Origin of the sequence: Clostridium malenominatum, from assembly GCF_039521365.1 — a bacterium.
Classification (GTDB): domain Bacteria; phylum Bacillota; class Clostridia; order Clostridiales; family Clostridiaceae; genus Clostridium_AW; species Clostridium_AW malenominatum.
Window position 1 is genome coordinate 1,542,921 of the sequence record NZ_BAAACF010000001.1, and the last position, 20,706, is coordinate 1,563,626.

Here is a 20,706-nt window from a genome sequence, read left to right on the forward strand (position 1 = left end):
ACCGTAAATTTTAGTATATTTTGATTGAAAATGAAACTACGAAAAATATGCCTTGCATTTTAAAAGAAATTTATGTATTATTTAATTATATCTAAATTTGGAGGTGCTATATAATGATACTATCTAGAAAGGGAGAGAATATTTCCGCTTCTATTACTCTAGCAATTACAGCTAAAGCTAAAGAAATGAAAATGAATGGAATAGATGTTATAGGATTTGGTGCAGGCGAACCTGATTTTAATACACCTGAGAATATACAAAAGGCGGCTATGGATGCTATGGTTAAAGGCTTTACAAAGTATACACCAGCGTCAGGAATGGACGAGCTAAAAGAAGCTATAATCGAGAAGTTTTCAAGGGATAATAATTTAATATACACCAAATCTCAAATTATAGTTTCAACTGGAGCAAAACAATCCTTAGCAAATCTGTTTCTAGCTATCTTAAACCCTGGGGATGAGGTTCTAGTTCCAACACCATACTGGGTAAGTTATCCTGAATTAATAAAACTAAGTGACGGAATTCCAGTGATGGTAGATGGAAGCAAAGATAATAGCTATAAATATACTTTAGAAAATCTGAATAAAGCTGTATCCACTAAAACAAAAGCTATAATTATTAATAGTCCGAATAACCCAACAGGAAGTGTATACACTAGAGATGAATTAATGGAGCTGGCTGAATTCTCTAAAAAACACGACTTAATTATAATATCAGATGAGATTTATGAAAAACTTATTTATGGCGGAGAAGAACACATAAGCATAGCTAGCTTAAATGAAGATGCTTTTGATAGGACTGTAGTTATAAATGGTATGTCTAAATCATACGCCATGACAGGATGGAGAATTGGTTATGCCGCGGGAAGTGAAAAGATAGTAAAATTAATGAGTAATATACAAAGCCATATGACTTCAAATCCAAATTCCATTGCTCAATACGCTTCTTTAGAAGCTTTAAGAGGAGATCAATCCACTTTATATAATATGATTGAGGAATTTAAAAAAAGAAGAAACTATATGGTAGAGCGAATAAATCAAATAGAAACTCTTAGCATGATAATGCCAAAAGGAGCCTTTTATGTATTTATAGATATTTCAATATTATTAGGAAAAAAAATAGACGGTCATGAAATAGAGGGTTCATTAGATTTCTGCGATAAATTACTCAATATAGGAAAAGTTGCAGCTATCCCAGGAATTGCTTTTGGGTTAGATAATTATATAAGATTGTCATATGCAACTTCAATGGATAATATTAAGAATGGTTTGGATAGAATTGAAGATTTTATAAATAAACTTCAGGTTTAAATTGTATTTAAATGATGTTATAATTAATAGTAAACATTAGCATAAGTTATACAAGGAGTGATATAAATTGGTTAGTAGAGAATTGACAGTAAATAGCTCAACTGGTTTGCATGCGAGACCAGCAACACTATTAGTAAAAAAAGCATCATCTTTTAAATCTGATATATTTATAGAATACAATGGCAAAAATGCAAATATCAAAAGTTTAATAGGCGTTTTATCATTGGCAGTTACAAAAGGAGCTAATATTACATTAACAGCTTCAGGAGATGACGAAGTATTAGCTTTAGAAGAAGTATCAAAATTAATAGATTCGCTGCAATAATAAAAGGCTCTTATATATGAGCCTTTTATTTATGTTATGGTCTAGAGTATTTTTTAATTTTAAGAAGCAATGATAATAAGTACATTCCTGAAATTCCAACAAGTATATATATTATTCTTGATAGGAAATTAGCAGGTTCTCCAAATACGGCACTAACCAAATTGAAATTAAATAATCCTAAGAGCCCCCAGTTAACAGCGCCGATGATTACTAAAATAAAAGCTATTTTGTCAAATAAATTAAACTTATACATATCTTCCTCTCCCATACTATAATCTTACTATTAAATTATATTAAGCATTTAAGAGTTATAGAACATCAATATAGATTAGATAATAAATTATTGGAAAGAATAATAATGTAAAGCATTATATAAATTTTTATATATTTTCCATTTTATCCATTGATTTAAACGAAATAATATAAATTTTTATATTATTTTTTCAAATTTAAAAGGGTTTTTCCAAATTAATATAGAATATTACACTGTACAAATTTAGTATTTCTAATTATACAAACTAATCTTTCAAATCTGGAGGTAGATTAAAATGAAGAAAGAAAATTTGAATCCCTTTGAAAATGTACAAAGCGTCATTAAAGATTGTTGCGAAAGTTTAGGGTTAAGCAACGATGTATACGAATTATTAAAAGAACCCTCAAGAGTAATAGAAGTAAATATACCTGTAAAAATGGACAATGGATCTATTAAAACATTTAAAGGGTATAGATCTCAACATAACGAAGCCATAGGACCTACTAAGGGTGGTATTAGATTTCATCCAGCTGTAAATTTAGATGAAGTTAAAGCATTGTCTGCTTGGATGACATTCAAGTGTGCAATTACAGGCATACCTTACGGAGGAGGAAAAGGCGGAATCATAGTAGATCCTAGAACTCTTTCAACAGAAGAATTAGAAAAATTAAGCCGCGGATATGTAAAAGGCATATATAAATTAATAGGGGAAAAGGTCGATATCCCTGCACCAGACGTAAATACAAACGGCCAAATAATGTCTTGGATGATGGACGAATATAACAAATTAGTAGGTTATAACGCCCCTGGGACTTTTACAGGAAAGCCTATAGAAATAGGCGGTTCTAAAGGAAGAACAGAAGCAACAGGCATAGGTGTAGCTATAACAGCAAGAGAAGCTCTTAAAAGATTAAACATAGACATAAAGAATACCAAAGTAGCTTTACAAGGCTTTGGTAATGTAGGAAGTTATTCGGCTTTAAATATAGAAAAATTAGGTGCTAAAATAGTTAGTATAGCTGAATGGAGTCCTGAAAGAGGTAATTATGCTGTTTATAATGAAAGTGGTATAAATATATATGAGGCATTAAACTATTTTAAAGAAAAAGGTAATCTAATAGATTTTCCTGGAACAAAATTAATAAACCTAGAAGAGTTCTGGTCATTAAACGTTGACATCTTAGTTCCGGCTGCTTTAGAAAACTCAATAACACTGGAAAATGCAGATTTAATTAAAGCTAAGGTTATATGCGAAGGAGCAAACGGACCAACAACTCCAGAAGCTGATAATAAATTATTTAATAAAGGAATACTCGTAACTCCAGATATTTTAACAAATAGTGGCGGAGTTGTAGTATCATACTTCGAATGGGTACAAAACCTATATGGCTATTACTGGTCAGAAGAAGAAGTAAATAATAAAGAAGAAGAAACCTTAGTTAAAGCCTTTAATGAAGTTTGGGAAATAAAAGAAAAGTTTAATGTTTCTCTAAGAAAAGCCGCTTACATGCATGCGATAAATAAAATTGCTGTAGCTATGAAATATAAAGGCATGTTATAAAAAATTAATAGAATTTGAAATGGACTTTGTGATACAAAGTCCATTTTTCTTTTTATAGGATTAATCTAAATATAATCCCCAAAGTTATTACCATTTTGTGTAAATTTATTAATTTAACAATTATTCGCTAAATCATCAACAGCTGTTGATTACATTAATTAGTATAATTATACATATATTACCATGCAATCTGTATTACTGTATATACCTAGGAGATAGATACAGTTTTTTACATTCACCCTGCTACTTGAAACGAATTCTCAATTGATATAATTTTATAGAAGAGGAGGTAGCGTATCACATATTTTTATATAATAATAGTTTATTTTACAACAAATTATTTATAACATATATTTCGATTTTTGACAACAAAATAAATTTTAAAATTTACAAAACATATTATCTTATAATTGCAAAGAAAGTAGAAATTTATTTTTTCTATAAACAAGGGTGAAATATTTTGTAAAAAAGAAGGATTTTACCCCCTCTTTATAGAATATTATATTCGTTAAATATACATTTAGCGAAGTTGCATGTATTTTAAGGAGGTTTTTATGAAATATAAGTTAAAAAGTATTCACGACTCTTCTCTACCAAGGCAATTAAATGATTTTTTAAATTATTTAGGCACTATAAAAGGAAAATCATTAAACACTATTCAAGGTTATAAAGTTGATTTGACTATGTTCTTTAGATTTCTAAAATTATATAGAGGTCAAGTATCTGATGATACAGATTTTGATTCTATAAAAATTAACGATATTCAAGATGGCGTCATAAGAGAGGTTAGGCTAACGGACTTATATGCCTTTTTAGCTTTTGCAGAGAACTATAGAAACAATGGAAGCTATGCTAGAGCTCGAAAAGTTGCTACTCTAAGATCTTTTTTTAAGTTTCTCCATGGGAAGGCAAAAATTATAGACGAAAATCCAGCTTTAGATTTGGAATCCCCTAAAATCAACAAAAGAAACCCTGTGTATTTAACCTTGGATGAAAGTAAAGATTTATTAAATTCCATAACAGGAAAGTATGCTGCCAGAGATTATTGCATCGTCACCCTATTTTTAAACTGCGGATTAAGATTATCAGAATTATGCGGCATAGACATATCTAAAATCAGAGGAGATACTTTAACAGTGGTTGGAAAAGGCGATAAAGAAAGAACTATTTACTTAAACAACGCCTGCATTAAATCTATAGAAAACTATTTAAAAATCAGAAATGAAGATGCCGACAAAATTAAAGATAAGGACGCCTTGTTTTTAAGCAAAAACTACACCAGAATCAATAAACGCTCTGTAGAAATGTTAGTTAAAAAGTACGTAAAGAAAGCCGGTTTAGATGAAGAGAATTATACTCCTCACAAACTCAGGCATACCGCAGCTACATTGATGTATAAATATGGCAATGTAGACATAAGAAGTCTTCAACAAATATTAGGCCACGAAAATGTTTCTACAACTCAAATTTACACTCACGTAGATAACGAAAAATTAAGAGAAGCAGTTAAATCAAACCCGTTAAGTGAAGAAGAAAAATAAAGAGGGTATCCCCCTCTTTATTTCTTTCCTTTAATTCTTATCAATCCAGGAAATTCTTCGTATGTATATTCTCCCTTAGTCTTTTCATCTTCTAATAAATCTCTTAATCCTTCAATATCATCTATAAACTCTATTTCTTCTAAATTACCTTCCCATTCTTCTTTAAGGATTTTATCCTCATCAAAACATTCACTTTCCTCATAGTCTTCTTCTATGATTTCATCAATTTCAACGCTTCTCATATCTATATTTTCTTCTAAGCACTTTCCACAACTATTACATGTTTTATTTCTATCCAAATCACAGGTATAACACTCACCACACTCAGAACATTTAGATTGGTTATTAAGAATACAGCTATCCTTTGACATTTTAATAAATCCCCTCTTTTGCTTTATTATTTATTATGCAATTATATCAGAGGATAGAAAAAAATTCAACTAGCCAAAGAGAACGTAAGTTTGATATTATTTGCTTTTTATGTTATAATACAACTAGTATAGATTGCGAGGTGTATTTATGGTTAAACAGAATAAGCCGAATAGGCAAATGGAAATTTATGAGTTCATTAAAAGTCACACGAGAGAGAAAGGTTATCCACCTTCAGTTAGAGAAATATGTGCTGCCGTGGGCTTAAGTTCTACCTCAACTGTTCATGGTCATTTAAAAAGGTTAGAGAAAAAAGGATTGTTAAGAAGAGACGCTACCAAACCTAGAGCCATAGAACTAGTAAATGATGGTGTACATAATAAAGAAATGTTAAACATACCTATTGTTGGCACCGTAACTGCTGGTCAGCCTATTTTAGCTATAGAGAATATAGAAGATACCTTTGCATTGCCAATAAACTTTATAAAGAGCAATAAAGAACTATTCATGCTTAAAATTCAAGGTGAAAGTATGATTGATGCAGGAATCATAGATGGAGATTTAGCTATTGTAGAAAAAGTTAATTTAGCAGAAGATGGAGAAATAGTTGTTGCTCTATTAGAAAACGAAGCTACTGTAAAAAGATTTTATAAAGAAAAAGATCACATAAGACTTCAACCAGAAAATAAAACTATGAAACCAATAATAGTAAAAGATTGCGCTATCATAGGTAAAGTTATAGGATTATATAGACAATATTAAAAGGTGGTATTAACCACCTTTTAATATTCATTCATTATTTTATTTAAAGCAATAAGAATCCCTATTTTTGCATGATCAAAGGTTAATCCTCCTTGTAGATATGCAATATACGGCTCTCTTATAGGAGCATCTGCAGATAGTTCTATGGAAGACCCTTGAACAAAGGCCCCTGCTGCCATTATCACTTGATCTTCATATCCTGGCATTTCCCATGGCTCACATTGCACAAAAGAATCTATGGGTGAACCTGCTTGTATTCCTTTGCAAAATTTTATTAATTTTTCCTTATCATTAAATTTAATTCCCTGGATTATATCACTTCTTTTTTCATTGTACTTAGGTAACACTTCAAAACCCGCTAATTCCATTATTCTAGAACATAACAAAGCCCCTTTTACAGCTTCTATAGATATATGAGGCGCTAAGAATAACCCTTGAAATAAAAGTCTCATAACCCCAAAGGTAGAACCGCATTCTCCACCAAGACCCGGAGTAGTAAGCCTATAAGAAGCTCTTTCTACATATTCTTTCTTACCAACTATATACCCTCCAGTTGGCGCTATGCCCCCTCCAATGTTCTTTATAAGAGAACCTGCCATAAGATCCGCTCCTACATCTGTTGGTTCTATGGCATCAATAAACTCACCATAGCAGTTATCAACAAAGCATATTACGTCGCTTCTAATAGCTTTTATTCTATCTATTAAATCCCTAATTTCACTAACGAGCATAGAATTTCTCCATCCATAACCTGTAGAACGTTGAATATGTACTAATTTAATAGTTGAGTCTTCTCTTAATATTTCCTCCATAAGATTCATATCTACTTTGCCGTTATTAAGCTCTATTTGTCTATAATTTATTCCATAATCCTTCAAAGAACCTGTGTTCCCCTCCCCGGTTAATCCTATAATACTATGAAGAGTATCATAAGGGGCTCCCGCTACAGCGAACATAGTATCTCCTGGCCTTAAATTCCCAAATAACGCCGTTCCTAGAGCATGAGTACCGCTAACAAAGTGAGGTCTCACCAATGCACTTTCGCAATTAAATACCCTAGCATAAACTCTATCTAAAGAATCTCTTCCTATATCTCCATATCCATAACCAGTGGAGTTTGTAAAATGAGAATCACTTATTCTTTCCTCCTGCATTGCATTAAGAACTTTTAACTGATTAAACTCTCTAATTTCATGATACATTTTAAACTCGTCTTCCACATCTTTTAATGCTTTTTCATATAATTCTATAACATTTTCACCAATATTATAAAATTTTTTCAAACTTTCTTTTGTTAATTCAAACATTGTTAGAACCCTCCGATTATCATTAATTCCTTAAATATATTATCATATAAAAAAAGAATAGGCAAAATTTATTTGCCTATTCTTCCGTTGCGTTAAATAATATTGGCTTCATAGGAGTAATAGTTGAAACAGCATGCTTATAAATCAACATTTGTTTACCATTGCAATCTAAAACAATAGTAAAAGAGTCAAATCCCCTAACCATTCCCTTTATTTGAAATCCATTAGTTAGATATATTGTAACTTCTGTTCGATTTTTTCGTGCCCCATTTAAAAATATATCCTGTAGGTTATTAACCGCTTTACTCATATGTATCACCCTCCATTAGATTTTATATTAATATTCTATAAAAAACTATAAATTCCTCTAATATTTATAATTTTCTATATATACTTATAATATGCTCTACTATTTCCTCATCACATTTAAAATCACCTTTGTCAATCCATAGAGCCTTTTCTTGTCTTCTAAACCAGGTTAATTGACGTTTAGCATAGTTTCTGCTACCTTTTTTAATAAGATAAACCGCTTCTTCTAAGGATATCTTACCATTAAGATAATAGAGAATTTCTTTATAACCTATTCCCTGCATTGATTGCATGTCTTCAGTATATCCCATGTTTTTTAGGTTTTTCACTTCGTCTACAAGGCCTGATTCCATCATAATATCTACTCTGTTATCAATTCTTTTATAAAGCTTTTCTCTATCCATATTTAAAACAAAATATCGGTAGTTGTACCTACCTTCTCCCCTACCTTCTTCTGTTGAATACTCACTAATTGTTTTACCAGTTATATAATATACCTCTAAAGCTCTTATTACCCTTTTTAAGTTATTATGATGTATATTCTTATAGGAATAAGGATCAATATCTTTTAAAAGACTATGAATATGCTCCTTACCCTTTTCATCACATAATTTTTCAAGATAATCTCTATACTTTTGGTCACTTATAGCTTCCGTAAAGTTATAATCGTAAATAATGGAATTAATATAAAGACCCGTACCTCCTGCTATTATAGGTAAGCTATCATTAGCATATATCTTTTGTATAACTTTTTCTGCCTCTTCCTTAAACTGAGAAACATTAAAACTCTCATGGGGTTCTACAATATCAATTAAGTGATGTTTAACCCCTTCCATTTCCTCTTCTTTAATTTTCGCCGAACCAATGTTCATATGTCTATAAATTTGCATGGAATCTGCAGAAATAATTTCACCTTTAAGCCTCTTAGCTAACTTTATAGATATATTGGTCTTTCCTACAGCAGTAGGTCCAGTTAAAATCAATAAATCCTTCACCCTATCACTCCTTACTACTGTATCCTTTTAAATCTTCTTTCTAATTCATTTACCGTTATTTTAATAATAGTTGGTCTACCATGGGGACATGTAAAAGGTTCGTCGATGTATCTTAATTCCTCTAATAGATGATCCATTTCCTGTAGAGATAATCTATCATTAGCCTTTACAGCAGCTCTACAAGCTAATCTGGCTATAGAATTATACTTAATCTCTACCCCTTCACCACTCCCTAAGTTTCTTATATTATCGAGTATATCCATAAATAAAGTATTTATTTCAGGCTTTCCTAATATTAAAGGAACTTCCTTTATATTTATAGTATTATCTCCAAAAATTTCAATACTAAAACCAGTTTTATGGAATATTTCTTTATTTTCTTCGTATATAGAAAAATCCTCAGAGGATAATTCTAAAACCGCTGGTGCTAATAATAGTTGTGATATAACTTCACCATTTAAAATATTATTTCTATATTTCTCAAAAAGTATTTTTTCATGAGCAGCATGCTGATCTATTACATATAGTTCATTAAAACTTTCAGCTAAAATATATGTGGCATTAAACTGTCCAATTATTCTAAGGCTATTAAATTTAGCATCTCTTTGCTTCTGCTCACGAAGCACTTCCTTTGGCTCCTCTTTCTCTTTATATTCCCCTTGCTTACCCTTTATTTCAAATTTTTCTCGTATAAATACTTCTTTTTTAACATCTTCTCTTACAGTATTTACAGTGGTAAAATCTATAGGCAATTGAATTTTTTCAACAAACGCTGGTGTTTCGTACTTAGGATATTCATAACTGTCCTCTTCAACTTCTATATTAAAGGAGCTTTTCAGACTCTCTTTTAATGCTGTATGCACTGTTTTAAAAACCGAAGAAAATATTTCTCTTTCATCTTTAAACTTCACCTCTGTTTTAGTAGGATGTACATTGACATCTACAAACTCAGAATAAATATCTAAAAACAATATAAAAAAAGGAAATTTATTTATAGTTAAAAAAGATTTAAAGGCATTTTCTACTGCAGTTGTAATTAGCTTGCTTTTAATATATCTTTTATTCACAAATATACTTTGGTTATTTCTACTTCCCCTACTTATACTTTCATTTCCTATATATCCATAAACAGATAGGATATCTCCATGATGTTCAAAATAGGTAATATTCGCTCCAATTTCCTTCCCATATATAGCTCTTATAACACTCTCCATGTTATCATCGCCATAGGTATTTACAACTATTTTATTATTGTTAAATAGCTTAAATGAAATATGAGGATTATCTAAGGCCAATCTTTGAACAATATCCGATATTAAAGCCCCTTCTCTAGATACACTTTTCATGAATTTTAGTCTAGCAGGTACATTATAAAACAAATTTTCTACTTTAATGGTAGTTCCTACATTCATTCCAATCTCTTTGTTATATAATACTCTTCCACCTTCTAAGTATATTTCTTTCCCATAGGGAAAATCCTGAACCCTACTCTTTAATGATATTTTTGACACAGAGCCAATGCTGGCTAAGGCTTCTCCTCTAAATCCCATAGTTTTTATATTGAATATATCTTCTATAGCAGAAATTTTACTTGTAGCATGAGCAAAAAAAGCCTTTTCAATATCTTCAGGATAAATACCATGGCCATCATCTGTTATTCTTATGGTCTTTAATCCACCCTCTTCAATTTCTATGGTTATGTTTTTAGAATTTGCATCAATGCTATTTTCTACTAACTCTTTAACTACAGAAAAGGGTCTTTCTACAACTTCACCTGCTGCAATCTTATTAAATGTATCCTGATCTAAAACATTTATTCTCTTCAAAGTACTCCCACCTTTTAAATGGATTTAGCCTTTTTTATTAATTCATAGAGCTTATTAAAAGCATCTATCGGAGTCGTATTAATTATATCTATAGAAGATAATTCCCTTATAATATTATCCTTTTGTATATGAGTAAAATCTAGCTGCATACTATCTAAAGCTACTTCTTCCTTAACGATATTAACATTGTTTATACTTTCTATATCTAAATCTATGCTCTTTTCTTTTTCAATTTCCTTAAGTATATCTTTGGCCCTAAGAATTACTTCTTCAGGTAATCCTGCTAATTTGGCTACCTCAATTCCATAAGATTGGTCCGCTCCGCCCCTTACTATTTTTCTTAAAAACACAATTTCCTTTCCAATTTCTTTAACGGATACAGAGTAGTTTTTAACTCCTGGTACCTTATCTTCTAGTTGTGTTAATTCATGATAATGAGTTGCGAAAAGAGTTTTACATTTTAAACTTGAGGTATTGCAAATATACTCTATAACGGCCCAGGCTATGCTAAGACCGTCAAAGGTACTTGTACCTCTGCCTACTTCATCCAATAGTATCAAGCTTTTATTTGTAGCATTATTTAATATGTTTGAAACCTCCCACATCTCCACCATAAAGGTACTTTTGCCAGAGGCTAAATCATCGGATGCTCCTATTCGTGTAAATATCTTATCGCAAATTGACACTTTTGCTTCCTTAGCAGGAACAAAGCTACCTAGTTGGGCCATAATAGTGATTAACGCTACTTGCCTCATATAAGTGGATTTACCTGCCATATTAGGTCCAGTTATTAAAATCAAGGCTTCTTCTTTTCCATCTATATAGCTATCATTTGAAACAAAAGTTCCTATAGGAATCATTTTTTCAATAACAGGATGTCTTCCCTCAACAATTTTTATTTCACCTTGCTCACTTATGATTGGCTTACAGTAGTTATTTTCTAAAGCAACAGTAGCTAAAGAGCTTAGGCTATCTACTATGGCTATTATATGAGCAGTTTTTTTCATTCTTTCAATTTCTTTTTCTATAGTTTCTCGTATAGTTACAAATATACTATATTCTAATGCAGTTAGCTTATCTTCTGCATTCAATATTTTCTCTTCCATTTCCTTTAGTTCCGGAGTAATATATCTTTCACAATTTGCAAGGGTTTGCTTTCTTATATATCTCCCTTCTGGTACTGAGGGGAGATTTGATTTTGTAATCTCAATATAATATCCAAAAACTTTATTATAACCTACTTTTAAGGATTTAATTCCTGTGATTTCTCTTTCCTTATTTTCTAATTGAGCAATCCACTCTTTTCCATGGGCTTTTGCCATTCTCAATTCAGTAATTTCTGCATCGTATCCATCTTTAATAATATTTCCTTCTTTTACAGATATGGAAGGATTATCAGCAATAGATCTTTGAAGTAAATTATATATATCCTTTAGCTCATCTAAGTCATTATACATATTTTTAAAATAACTACTATTGAAGCTTGATAAAAGATGCTTTAAGCCAGGAATTTTTTCTAAGGAATTCTTCAATGATATAAGTTCCTTGGCATTTACATTTTTAGAAGATATTTTTCCTACAATTCTTTCTATATCATATATATTTTTTAAAGATAGCTTTACATCTTCATGAAGAGATATAGATGTTATTAATTCCTCTACAGCATTTAATCTTTCCTTAATTTTACTTTTATTTATCAGCGGCTGCTCAAGCCATTTTCTAATTTGCCTTCCTCCCATAGAGGTACTGGTTTTATCTAATATCCAAAGCAGAGATCCCTTTTTAGTTTTATCTCTTAATGTTTCTGTTAGCTCAAGATTTCTCTTTGAGTTTATATCGATAGATAAGAAATCCACTATGTTATAATAACTAAATTTATTAATATTAGACAAAGAGGTTTTTTGAGTTTCAAATATGTATTTTAACAAACCATTTCCAGATTTTATTAAAGAACTATTAAAGCCTTCCTTATTAAACTCTAAAAATTGAGTTTCTAGTAAATTTTCATCATGGAAATAATCCTCAGGAACGTAGGTGAATACTATATTAAATCTATTTTTAATGCTATTAACTATCTCTTCATCTACATTGTTACATATTAACACTTCACTAGGATTGTACTTAGAGATTTCATCTATTATAATATTTTCACTAAATTTATGGTCTGTACCATAAAACTCCCCTGTAGAAATATCACAAAAACAAATCCCTACCCCTTTCTCATCTATATAAAAGCTCATTATATAATTATTTTTATTATCTTCTATGAAACTAGAGTCTGTATATGTTCCAGGTGTAATAATTTTAACAACATCTCTTTTTACAATACCTTTTGCCACAGAAGGGTCTTCTAACTGTTCACATATAGCTATTTTATATCCCTTACTTACTAATCTACTTACGTATGATTCTGAGGCATGGTAAGGTATTCCACACATAGGTGCTTTTTCTTCAAGACCACAATCCCTAGCGGTTAAAACTAATTCAAGTTCCCTTGAAGCGGTTTTAGCATCCTCAAAAAACATTTCATAGAAATCTCCCAATCTAAAGAATAATATACTATCCTTACATTTATCTTTAATTTCTAAGTACTGCTGCATCATTGGAGTTAAAGCCAAATTTTCCATCCTCCTTTAATATTTATAAAAAAAGCTCTATATAGAGCTTTTTTATATTTCTTCTCCTGTTAATGAGAAAGAGTTAGATTTTACTATTCTTACATTAATTAATTTACCTACATTGCTCTTATCGCCATAAAAGTTAACCAACTTGCCAGTTCTAGTTCTTCCCATAAGTCTATCATCGCTAGTTTTGCTTTCACCTTCCACAAGAACTTCAACAACTTTCCCTTCATATTCTTTGTTATTCTTTTCAAAGGTTTTATTTACGGCTTCAATTAATCTATTAAATCTATTATGTTTTACATCCTCAGGAATTTGCTCATCCATTTTATCTGCAGGTGTACCCTGTCTATTAGAATAAATAAATGTGAATGCAGTATCATATTCCACTTCTTTAACTAAGGATAAAGTTTCTTCAAAATCCTCTTCTGTTTCTCCTGGGAATCCAACTATTATATCTGTTGATAAACCTACTCCAGGTATTTTTTCCTTGATTTTTTTTACTAAATTTAAGTAATCTTCTCTAGTGTAAAATCTGTTCATCTTCTTAAGAATTCTTGATGAACCTGATTGAACAGGAAGATGAATCTGTTCACATAGCTTATCACACTCACTTATAGCATCTATGACATCTTCTGTTAAATCCTTAGGATGTGATGTCATAAATCTAACTCTTTCTAATCCATCTATGTTATTTAGTCTTCTTAATAAATTGCTAAAACTTAATGCAGGAACTAAGTCCTTTCCATAGGAATTTACGTTTTGTCCTAGTAAAGTAATTTCCTTATAACCTAACTTAACTAAACCTTGAATTTCCGCTTCAATATCCTCAGGGTTTCTACTACGCTCTCTTCCCCTTACATAAGGTACAATACAATAAGTACAGAAGTTATTACATCCATACATAATTGTAACAAAAGCCTTCACATCGCTTTTTCTATCAATTGGAAGCCCTTCTACAATTCCTTCTTCTTTATTCCATATTTCAATTATAGATTTACCCTCTTGCTTTGTTCTATTTAAATACTCAGGGAATTTATGAGAATTGTGAGTACCAAATATTATATCTACAAAAGGATATTTCTTTATTATAGCTTGAGCCATTCCTTCCTGTTGCATCATACATCCGCATACTGCAATTATTAAGTCTGGATTGGTTTTTTTAAGTTTTTTAAGTGCCCCTAAATTTCCATAAACCTTTAACTCAGCATTTTCTCTAACACAGCAAGTATTAAATATTATAATATCAGCCTTTTCTCTTTCCTCAGTATTTGAATAACCTGAGTTTCTTAACATGCCAGATAATTTTTCTGAATCCTCTTCATTCATCTGACAACCCCATGTCTCTATATAAAATAACTTGTTTTCATTTTCCATGTTGTTCACCTCATAATTATTATAGTTTAACATTCAACATTATACTATATTATATAGGATAATTGTATATATTTCATTTAATTTTACCATTATAATATTGATATAAACCACATCTTATAAATTTTTACATCTAAGTGGTTCTTCCAATCTTTATAATAAAATATTAAAATATTATAAAGTGAAGTATTATAGTTATGGGAGTTGAGTTATATGAACATATCAAAAAGAATAGATAATATGACTTTTTCTGAAATTCGTAAGTTTATTCCTTACTCAGATGAAGCAAAAGAAAGAGGTATAGAAGTATACCATTTAAATATAGGCCAACCTGATATAAAAACACCTGAAGAATTCTTTGAAGCTATTAAGAGCTTTGAGGGAAAAACTTTAAAATATGAAAATTCTCACGGAATAAAAGAATTAATAAATAGTTTTATAAAGTACTATAAATCCATAAATATAAATTTAGATAAAGATGATATTTTAATTACTAATGGAGCTAGCGAAGGTATACTATTTGCTTTGCTTACTCTATGCGATTTTGGAGACGAAATAATAGTACCTGAACCATATTATACAAACTATAATAATATGGCAAAAATGGCGGGAGTTAAGATTAATTCTTTTAGAACATATAGGGAAGATGGGTTCCACATTAAAAGTAAAGATGAAATACTTAGAAATATAAGTCCTAATACAAAAGCAATGCTTATATGCAATCCTGGCAACCCTACTGGAGTTGTATATACTAGAGAAGAAGTTAGGCTTTTATGTGATATTGCTGTAGAAAAGGATTTATTTATTATAGTTGATGAGGTTTACAGAGAATTTGTATATGGCGAAGAAAAGTTCACTTCCTTTATGTATATGGAAGATGTGCAGGATAGAATAGTTTTAGTGGATAGTATATCTAAAAGATATAGTGCCTGCGGAGCAAGAATAGGTATGTTGGTATGCAAAAATAAACTTGTATCAAGCGAATTTATGAAACTATCCCAGACTAGATTAAGCGTTTCTAGCCTTGATCAAATTGGAGCGGCTAAATTAATCGATGTTACGCCACAGTATTTATCAGATGTTAATAAAGAGTATGAAAAGAGAAGAGATGTTTTATATGAAGGACTTATTAGCATACCTGGTGTAAGCTGCGAAAAACCTTCTGGAGCCTTTTATATAATAGCAAAGCTTCCTTTAAAAGATACAAATCATTTTACAAAATGGTTACTTACGGATTTTAACCTTAGTAACAAAACAGTAATGATTACTCCTGCTGCTGGATTTTATTCTACTGAAGGCTTAGGGTTAGATGAGGTTAGACTCTCTTATTGCATTAATTGTGAGGACTTAAAAGCTTCCATAGAAATATTAAGACATGGAATTATAGAATATAAAAAACACTTCAAATAAGTAGCAAAAGATAGACATACGTTTTAATGTCTATCTTTTTTTATATTACTATTTCCATTTTATAATCTTCTTCTAATACCTTAAATCCACATTTTTTATACAAATTCAAGGCACTATCATTGTTCCAGTCAACTTTTATTCTAACTTTATTAAAATTAAACTCTCTAGCTATATTTAAGAGATATTTAATTAACACTTCCCCATAACCATTGTTTCTGTACTTTTTTAATATTCCTACATTAACAATTAGTGGAATAGAATTGTCAATAATTATTTGACCATATCCTATATATTTATCTTGAATCTTTATAAATACCGTTCCCTTAGGAAAATAATAATCTTGACATTGATCAAATATAATATCTTTTACAGTAAGAGGTTTTCTTGTTTCATTTTTAAACACTTCATTTTGAATAAAACATCTTATTTCTTCGTCTTTCCCACGCTGAAAGGTTTTAAATTCTATGTGTCTAGGTGTCACAAAAACTTCTTCATTGCTTAAGGCACATTCCATTTGAAAAGTTCCAAGTTTCTTCTTAAATCCTATACTTTCTAATAATTTAATGTTATAACCATTATTTTTACACATAAAACAAGCTTTATTTTTATATTTGAAAACAGAAATTAATTTCAAAAGATTTTCCTCATTACATTCACTCTTTACAATGTTTAATGAGTTAATATGATAGTGGTTTCCCCCATCTTCGCTTCTCCATAAATAACCAATGCATTTATTATTTTTTTTTAGTATATATACATTTTTTCTTAACAACATTTTTCCAAGTAAGCCTTTAGTATAGTAAACTTGAAAAAAGTCTTCGTTATGAATATTAAACTCATACCTATTAGTATTAAGCTCCTTAATACTGTTTAAAGAATTTTTCGTCAAAAGCTCACACACATACATATTCATTCCTCAACTTATATTTGTTAATATCTACTAGTATAATTCTTAATAAACTTATAGTCAATTATGAATTGGTATAGGTATTTGCATATCTTACATAATCATCCAAAAACTTTTGTTGTAACTCATCAGATTTAATTAGTTTATTTAGCTTGTTCATATATTTGGCCTCGCTCCAACCTTTCTTTTTAATATATCGCTTTCTGCCAAGCTTCCAATACTTATGAGGGAAGGCTATCATTGCTAGCATGGCCTCAATTTCACCTTTAGAAAGTGGTTTAACTTCGTTATAAGCCTCTATCAATTTCTTTGCCTTATCAAACTCCCAAGAATAAGACTTTTTGAACATTAATCTCCTAATTAACTTTCCTAAATCATTGATATGCAAATCGATAATTATACTATCTAAATCTATTAAATAATAATCCTCATCTTTTTTTATTATATTTTGATAATAAAAACTGTCATGACACAAGGTTTTGTTTTCATTTGCTTTTTTAGATAAAATATAATAATCCGATGAGTTTAAAAAATGGAGTGCTGCCAGTCCTCTATTATGAAACTTATCAATATATTCTTTATATGATATATCAAACTCATTTTTTAATCGTTTCTTTTCAATTATTTGCTTATAAGTTTCAAGATCACTAATATTTTTATTAAAAATCTTTGGCCAATTCTTAAGATTATTTTTAACTTTCAATTTCTTAGTTTCAATTTTACATGAGCATATATGAAATTTAGCAAGTAACTTAACACAATTACAAGCTTCATTTATATCATTTAAGTCACATTCCTCTCCATCTATCCATTCCGTAACATAGTAAAAAGACTTTTTGTGTTTTTCAAATAAATAATTATTTTTTGTTCTATAAAATTTAGCTGTATAGGGAAATCCGTGTTTATCTAATTCTTGAACTACTATATTACCATTAATAGCTTTTCTTTTACTTCTCCTAATTTTCTTTAAACATACAGGTCCTTTATCAGTATCTATTCTGTATGCGCTTCTGACTTTAGTTATATTATCAATATTAAAATCATAGTTTTCCAATATTCTTCTAACATTTTTTCCTTCATAATTTGTTAAATCATCTATATATTGAACTACTTTTCTATCTCCCATAATTCTCCTCCAATTATTATCTTATATATTATATTAATAATTGCAGGAAATATTACCTATTAAAAGCAAAAGCGTGTATTACTTTTAATACACGCTTTTGCTTTTAAATTATTTAAATATCATTAACTTCTTTAATGCTTAAACCTATTTTTTTATTTTCCTTATTCACATCTAATATTTTAGCTTTTATATTTTCTCCTATTTTTAAGACATCCTCTGCTTTTTCAACTCTTTTGTGGCTAATTTGAGATATATGAACCAAACCATCTATTCCAGGTTCTAATTCAACAAATGCCCCAAAGGTTGCAAATCTCACAATTTTACCAAGTACAATTGTTCCTACAGGATACTTAATATCAGCATCATTCCATGGATTTTCTTTTATCTTCTTTAAACTTAAAGCTAATTTTTTACTTTCCTTGTTAATGTCTAATACATATACGCTTATTTCTTCTCCAACCTTTAAAATCTCTGAAGGTGAAGAAATTCTTCCCCATGACATTTCCGTAATATGTAGTAGGCCATCTATTCCTCCTACTTCTACAAAAGCTCCAAAGTTTGTTAATCTTCTTACAACGCCCTTAACTATAGTGTCTTTCTCTAAATTAGCCCAAGTTTTTTCTGTTAACTTTTCTTGTGATTCTTTTAATATCTCTCTTCTTGAAGCTACTATTCTAGTATTATTTCTAACTTGTTCAAACTCTACAATATTAACTATTAACTCCTGTCCTATATATGAACTTAAATCCTCTACATGAGTTAATTGTATATGGGATGCAGGCAAGAAAACTCTTATAATATCTTTATATATTAATATTAATCCACCCTTAACTACTTCTTTAACCTTACCAGATATAGTAGTTTTATTTTCAAAAGCTTCTTTTATTTCTCTATATGCATCCTCTCTATTTAGCTCTACTAATGATATAACTGGAGGATGATTCTCTGACCCTAATCTTATAATTTTTCCCTTTACCTGTTCTCCATTTTTTAATATATTGTTTAAATCTGCATTTTCTTCCTTGGAAACTTCATTTATAGGGAGTAGCGCATCGGATTTATAACCAATATTTACATAAGCCTCTTTAGAGGTAATGTATATAATTTCCCCTTCTACTATTTGCCCAACATGTATCTGTGTATTATTTTTTTCCATATACTCCAATTGTTCATTACTCATTTTATTAATAGCCTCCTTTATAATCCAGTCTGGTGTTGATGCTCCAGCAGCCACACCAATGGTAGAATAATTATCTATAAAATCTGCAGGTATTTCACTTGCATTTTCAACATGAATTGTATTTGCACAATTTTTTTTACATATTTCATAAAGTTTAGTTGTGTTTGAACTATTTTTCCCACCTACTACAATCATCTTATCAACTTCTTTTGAAAGACTCTCCGCACTTTGTTGTCTAACGCTTGTAGCATTGCAAATAGTGTTAAAAGCTATAATTTCCTTAGATTGACTAATTACCTTGCGTAAAACTTTTTCCCAATGCTCAATTTTTTCGGTAGTTTGAGCTACAATACAAATTTTTCTTGGCAAGTTATCTAATTCTTCTCCATCTTTACAAATGATAGCGGAATTATCACACCATCCATTTATACCAATCACTTCTGGATGAGAACTATCTCCAACTATTAATATTTTATATCCTTCATTATAATATTTTTCAACTTTTTTATGAATATTTGACACATAAGGACAAGTTGCATCAATAACCTTTAATTTTTTTTCTTTTAATTTATTTAAAATCTCTAAAGGCACTCCATGGGATCTAATTATTATTATATCCTCTTCTTTTAAATCATTTATACACTCTAATTCTATTGGATAGATATGCTTTTGTTTTAGATGATCTACCACATCATTATTATGTATTAATGGTCCTAACGTGTAAACTCTTTCATTATGTTCTTCTTTAGTGGTTAAAGCTGTATCCACAGCTCTTTTAACACCATAACAAAAACCTGAATTCTTAGAAATAATCACTTTCAAATTAATCACCTACTGATTCTATTGCCTTTTCAATATAAATTGACATTTGCTCTACTATTTCATCTATACATAAACTGGATGTATCGATTTCTATTGCATCTTCTACTTTTCTTAATGGATTTATCTCTCTATTAGAATCTATATAATCTCTTTTTATTATCTCTTGTAATATGTTTTCATATTCCACTATTTTGTTTTTTCTAGTAAGCTCTTTATACCTTCTCTTAGCTCTAATTTCTGGAGAAGCGGTGATAAAGAATTTTACATTTGCTTCTGGTAAAACTATAGCCCCTATATCTCTTCCATCCATAATAACACTATAGTTTTTTGATATATTCTTTTGAATATCTACTAAAAGTTCTCTAACCTCTTCAACTGCAGCATATAAAGAAACTTTATTAGTAACCTCTACGTTTCTTATTTCTTCGCTTACATCTTCTCCATTGATAAATAATTTATCCTTTAAAAAATAAAATTCTGATGATTTTATGAGCTTACAAAGTTCTTCAATTTCTTCAGGATTAATTCCTTTTCTTTGGGCTAATAAAGTTACACCTCTATACATTGCTCCTGTATCTATGTAATTTAAATTAAACTTCTTTGATAATATTTTAGCTATGGTACTTTTTCCGGCTCCAGCTGGACCGTCTATTGCAACTGATATTTTCAAGATTAAACTCCCTTTCTAAACAAATATATTCCTTTAAA

General features: G+C 29.9%; 18 protein-coding genes. 6 read left to right on the forward strand and 12 right to left on the reverse strand.

The window, feature by feature from the left end; translation table 11 throughout:
• Nucleotides 1-113 precede the first annotated feature (113 nt).
• Complete coding sequence (locus ABDZ69_RS07830; RefSeq protein WP_343768486.1) at nt 114-1,310, forward strand: pyridoxal phosphate-dependent aminotransferase; 1,197 nt, start codon at nt 114-116, stop codon at nt 1,308-1,310.
• 67 nt (nt 1,311-1,377) lie between these two features.
• Nucleotides 1,378-1,635 carry an HPr family phosphocarrier protein gene (locus ABDZ69_RS07835; RefSeq protein WP_343768488.1) on the forward strand — a complete coding sequence of 86 codons (258 nt, stop codon included), beginning with the start codon at nt 1,378-1,380 and terminating at the stop codon, nt 1,633-1,635.
• Between the two features lie 34 nt (nt 1,636-1,669).
• On the opposite strand, the gene ABDZ69_RS07840 is transcribed toward ABDZ69_RS07835, so the two are convergent.
• Entirely contained in the window at nt 1,670-1,888 is a 219-nt protein-coding gene (locus ABDZ69_RS07840) for a DUF378 domain-containing protein (protein WP_343768490.1), read from the reverse strand.
• Nucleotides 1,889-2,183: 295 nt separating this feature from the next.
• Here ABDZ69_RS07840 and ABDZ69_RS07845 point away from each other — a divergent pair, with 295 nt between their 5' ends.
• On the forward strand, nt 2,184-3,449 hold the full coding sequence (locus tag ABDZ69_RS07845) for a Glu/Leu/Phe/Val family dehydrogenase (protein WP_343768493.1): 1,266 nt from the start codon (nt 2,184-2,186) through the stop codon (nt 3,447-3,449).
• Between the two features lie 554 nt (nt 3,450-4,003).
• Entirely contained in the window at nt 4,004-4,990 is a 987-nt protein-coding gene (locus ABDZ69_RS07850) for a tyrosine recombinase XerC (protein WP_343768495.1), read from the forward strand.
• 17 nt (nt 4,991-5,007) lie between these two features.
• Here the strand turns inward: ABDZ69_RS07850 and ABDZ69_RS07855 are convergent, their stop codons facing one another.
• A complete protein-coding gene (locus ABDZ69_RS07855; RefSeq protein WP_343768497.1) occupies nt 5,008-5,361 on the reverse strand; it encodes a hypothetical protein in 354 nt (117 codons plus the stop codon).
• 148 nt (nt 5,362-5,509) lie between these two features.
• Here ABDZ69_RS07855 and lexA point away from each other — a divergent pair, with 148 nt between their 5' ends.
• Nucleotides 5,510-6,121: a transcriptional repressor LexA gene (lexA, locus tag ABDZ69_RS07860; protein ID WP_343768499.1), complete on the forward strand. Its 612-nt coding sequence runs from the start codon at nt 5,510-5,512 to the stop codon at nt 6,119-6,121.
• A 20-nt stretch (nt 6,122-6,141) separates the two neighbouring features.
• Here the strand turns inward: lexA and ABDZ69_RS07865 are convergent, their stop codons facing one another.
• From ABDZ69_RS07865 to miaB, 6 genes are all read right to left on the reverse strand, one after another.
• Nucleotides 6,142-7,428: a methionine gamma-lyase family protein gene (locus tag ABDZ69_RS07865; RefSeq protein ID WP_343768501.1), complete on the reverse strand. Its 1,287-nt coding sequence runs from the start codon at nt 7,426-7,428 to the stop codon at nt 6,142-6,144.
• A gap of 76 nt (nt 7,429-7,504) precedes the next feature.
• Nucleotides 7,505-7,738, reverse strand: a complete 234-nt coding sequence (hfq, locus tag ABDZ69_RS07870) for an RNA chaperone Hfq (RefSeq protein ID WP_343768504.1) — start codon at nt 7,736-7,738, stop codon at nt 7,505-7,507.
• Between the two features lie 64 nt (nt 7,739-7,802).
• A complete protein-coding gene (gene miaA / locus ABDZ69_RS07875) occupies nt 7,803-8,732 on the reverse strand; it encodes a tRNA (adenosine(37)-N6)-dimethylallyltransferase MiaA (protein ID WP_343768507.1) in 930 nt (309 codons plus the stop codon).
• A gap of 14 nt (nt 8,733-8,746) precedes the next feature.
• On the reverse strand, nt 8,747-10,558 hold the full coding sequence (gene mutL, locus ABDZ69_RS07880; protein ID WP_343768510.1) for a DNA mismatch repair endonuclease MutL: 1,812 nt from the start codon (nt 10,556-10,558) through the stop codon (nt 8,747-8,749).
• A 14-nt stretch (nt 10,559-10,572) separates the two neighbouring features.
• Complete coding sequence (gene mutS / locus ABDZ69_RS07885) at nt 10,573-13,176, reverse strand: DNA mismatch repair protein MutS (RefSeq protein WP_343768513.1); 2,604 nt, start codon at nt 13,174-13,176, stop codon at nt 10,573-10,575.
• 51 nt (nt 13,177-13,227) lie between these two features.
• The gene (miaB, locus tag ABDZ69_RS07890) at nt 13,228-14,556 is read right to left on the reverse strand and encodes a tRNA (N6-isopentenyl adenosine(37)-C2)-methylthiotransferase MiaB (protein ID WP_425544628.1); all 1,329 of its coding nucleotides are present in this window, start codon (nt 14,554-14,556) and stop codon (nt 13,228-13,230) included.
• Between the two features lie 210 nt (nt 14,557-14,766).
• Between miaB and ABDZ69_RS07895 the strand changes: the two genes are divergently transcribed.
• Nucleotides 14,767-15,963 carry a pyridoxal phosphate-dependent aminotransferase gene (locus ABDZ69_RS07895; protein ID WP_343768518.1) on the forward strand — a complete coding sequence of 399 codons (1,197 nt, stop codon included), beginning with the start codon at nt 14,767-14,769 and terminating at the stop codon, nt 15,961-15,963.
• Nucleotides 15,964-16,003: 40 nt separating this feature from the next.
• Here ABDZ69_RS07895 and ABDZ69_RS07900 read toward each other — a convergent pair whose 3' ends face one another.
• The 4 genes from ABDZ69_RS07900 to cmk form a co-directional block, all read right to left on the reverse strand.
• A complete protein-coding gene (locus ABDZ69_RS07900) occupies nt 16,004-16,876 on the reverse strand; it encodes a GNAT family N-acetyltransferase (protein ID WP_343768521.1) in 873 nt (290 codons plus the stop codon).
• Between the two features lie 58 nt (nt 16,877-16,934).
• A complete protein-coding gene (locus ABDZ69_RS07905) occupies nt 16,935-17,996 on the reverse strand; it encodes a CotS family spore coat protein (RefSeq protein WP_343768523.1) in 1,062 nt (353 codons plus the stop codon).
• 112 nt (nt 17,997-18,108) lie between these two features.
• Entirely contained in the window at nt 18,109-19,998 is a 1,890-nt protein-coding gene (locus ABDZ69_RS07910; protein WP_343768526.1) for a bifunctional 4-hydroxy-3-methylbut-2-enyl diphosphate reductase/30S ribosomal protein S1, read from the reverse strand.
• A gap of 1 nt (nt 19,999) precedes the next feature.
• Nucleotides 20,000-20,668 carry a (d)CMP kinase gene (cmk, locus tag ABDZ69_RS07915; RefSeq protein WP_343768528.1) on the reverse strand — a complete coding sequence of 223 codons (669 nt, stop codon included), beginning with the start codon at nt 20,666-20,668 and terminating at the stop codon, nt 20,000-20,002.
• Between the last annotated feature and the right edge of the window lie 38 nt (nt 20,669-20,706).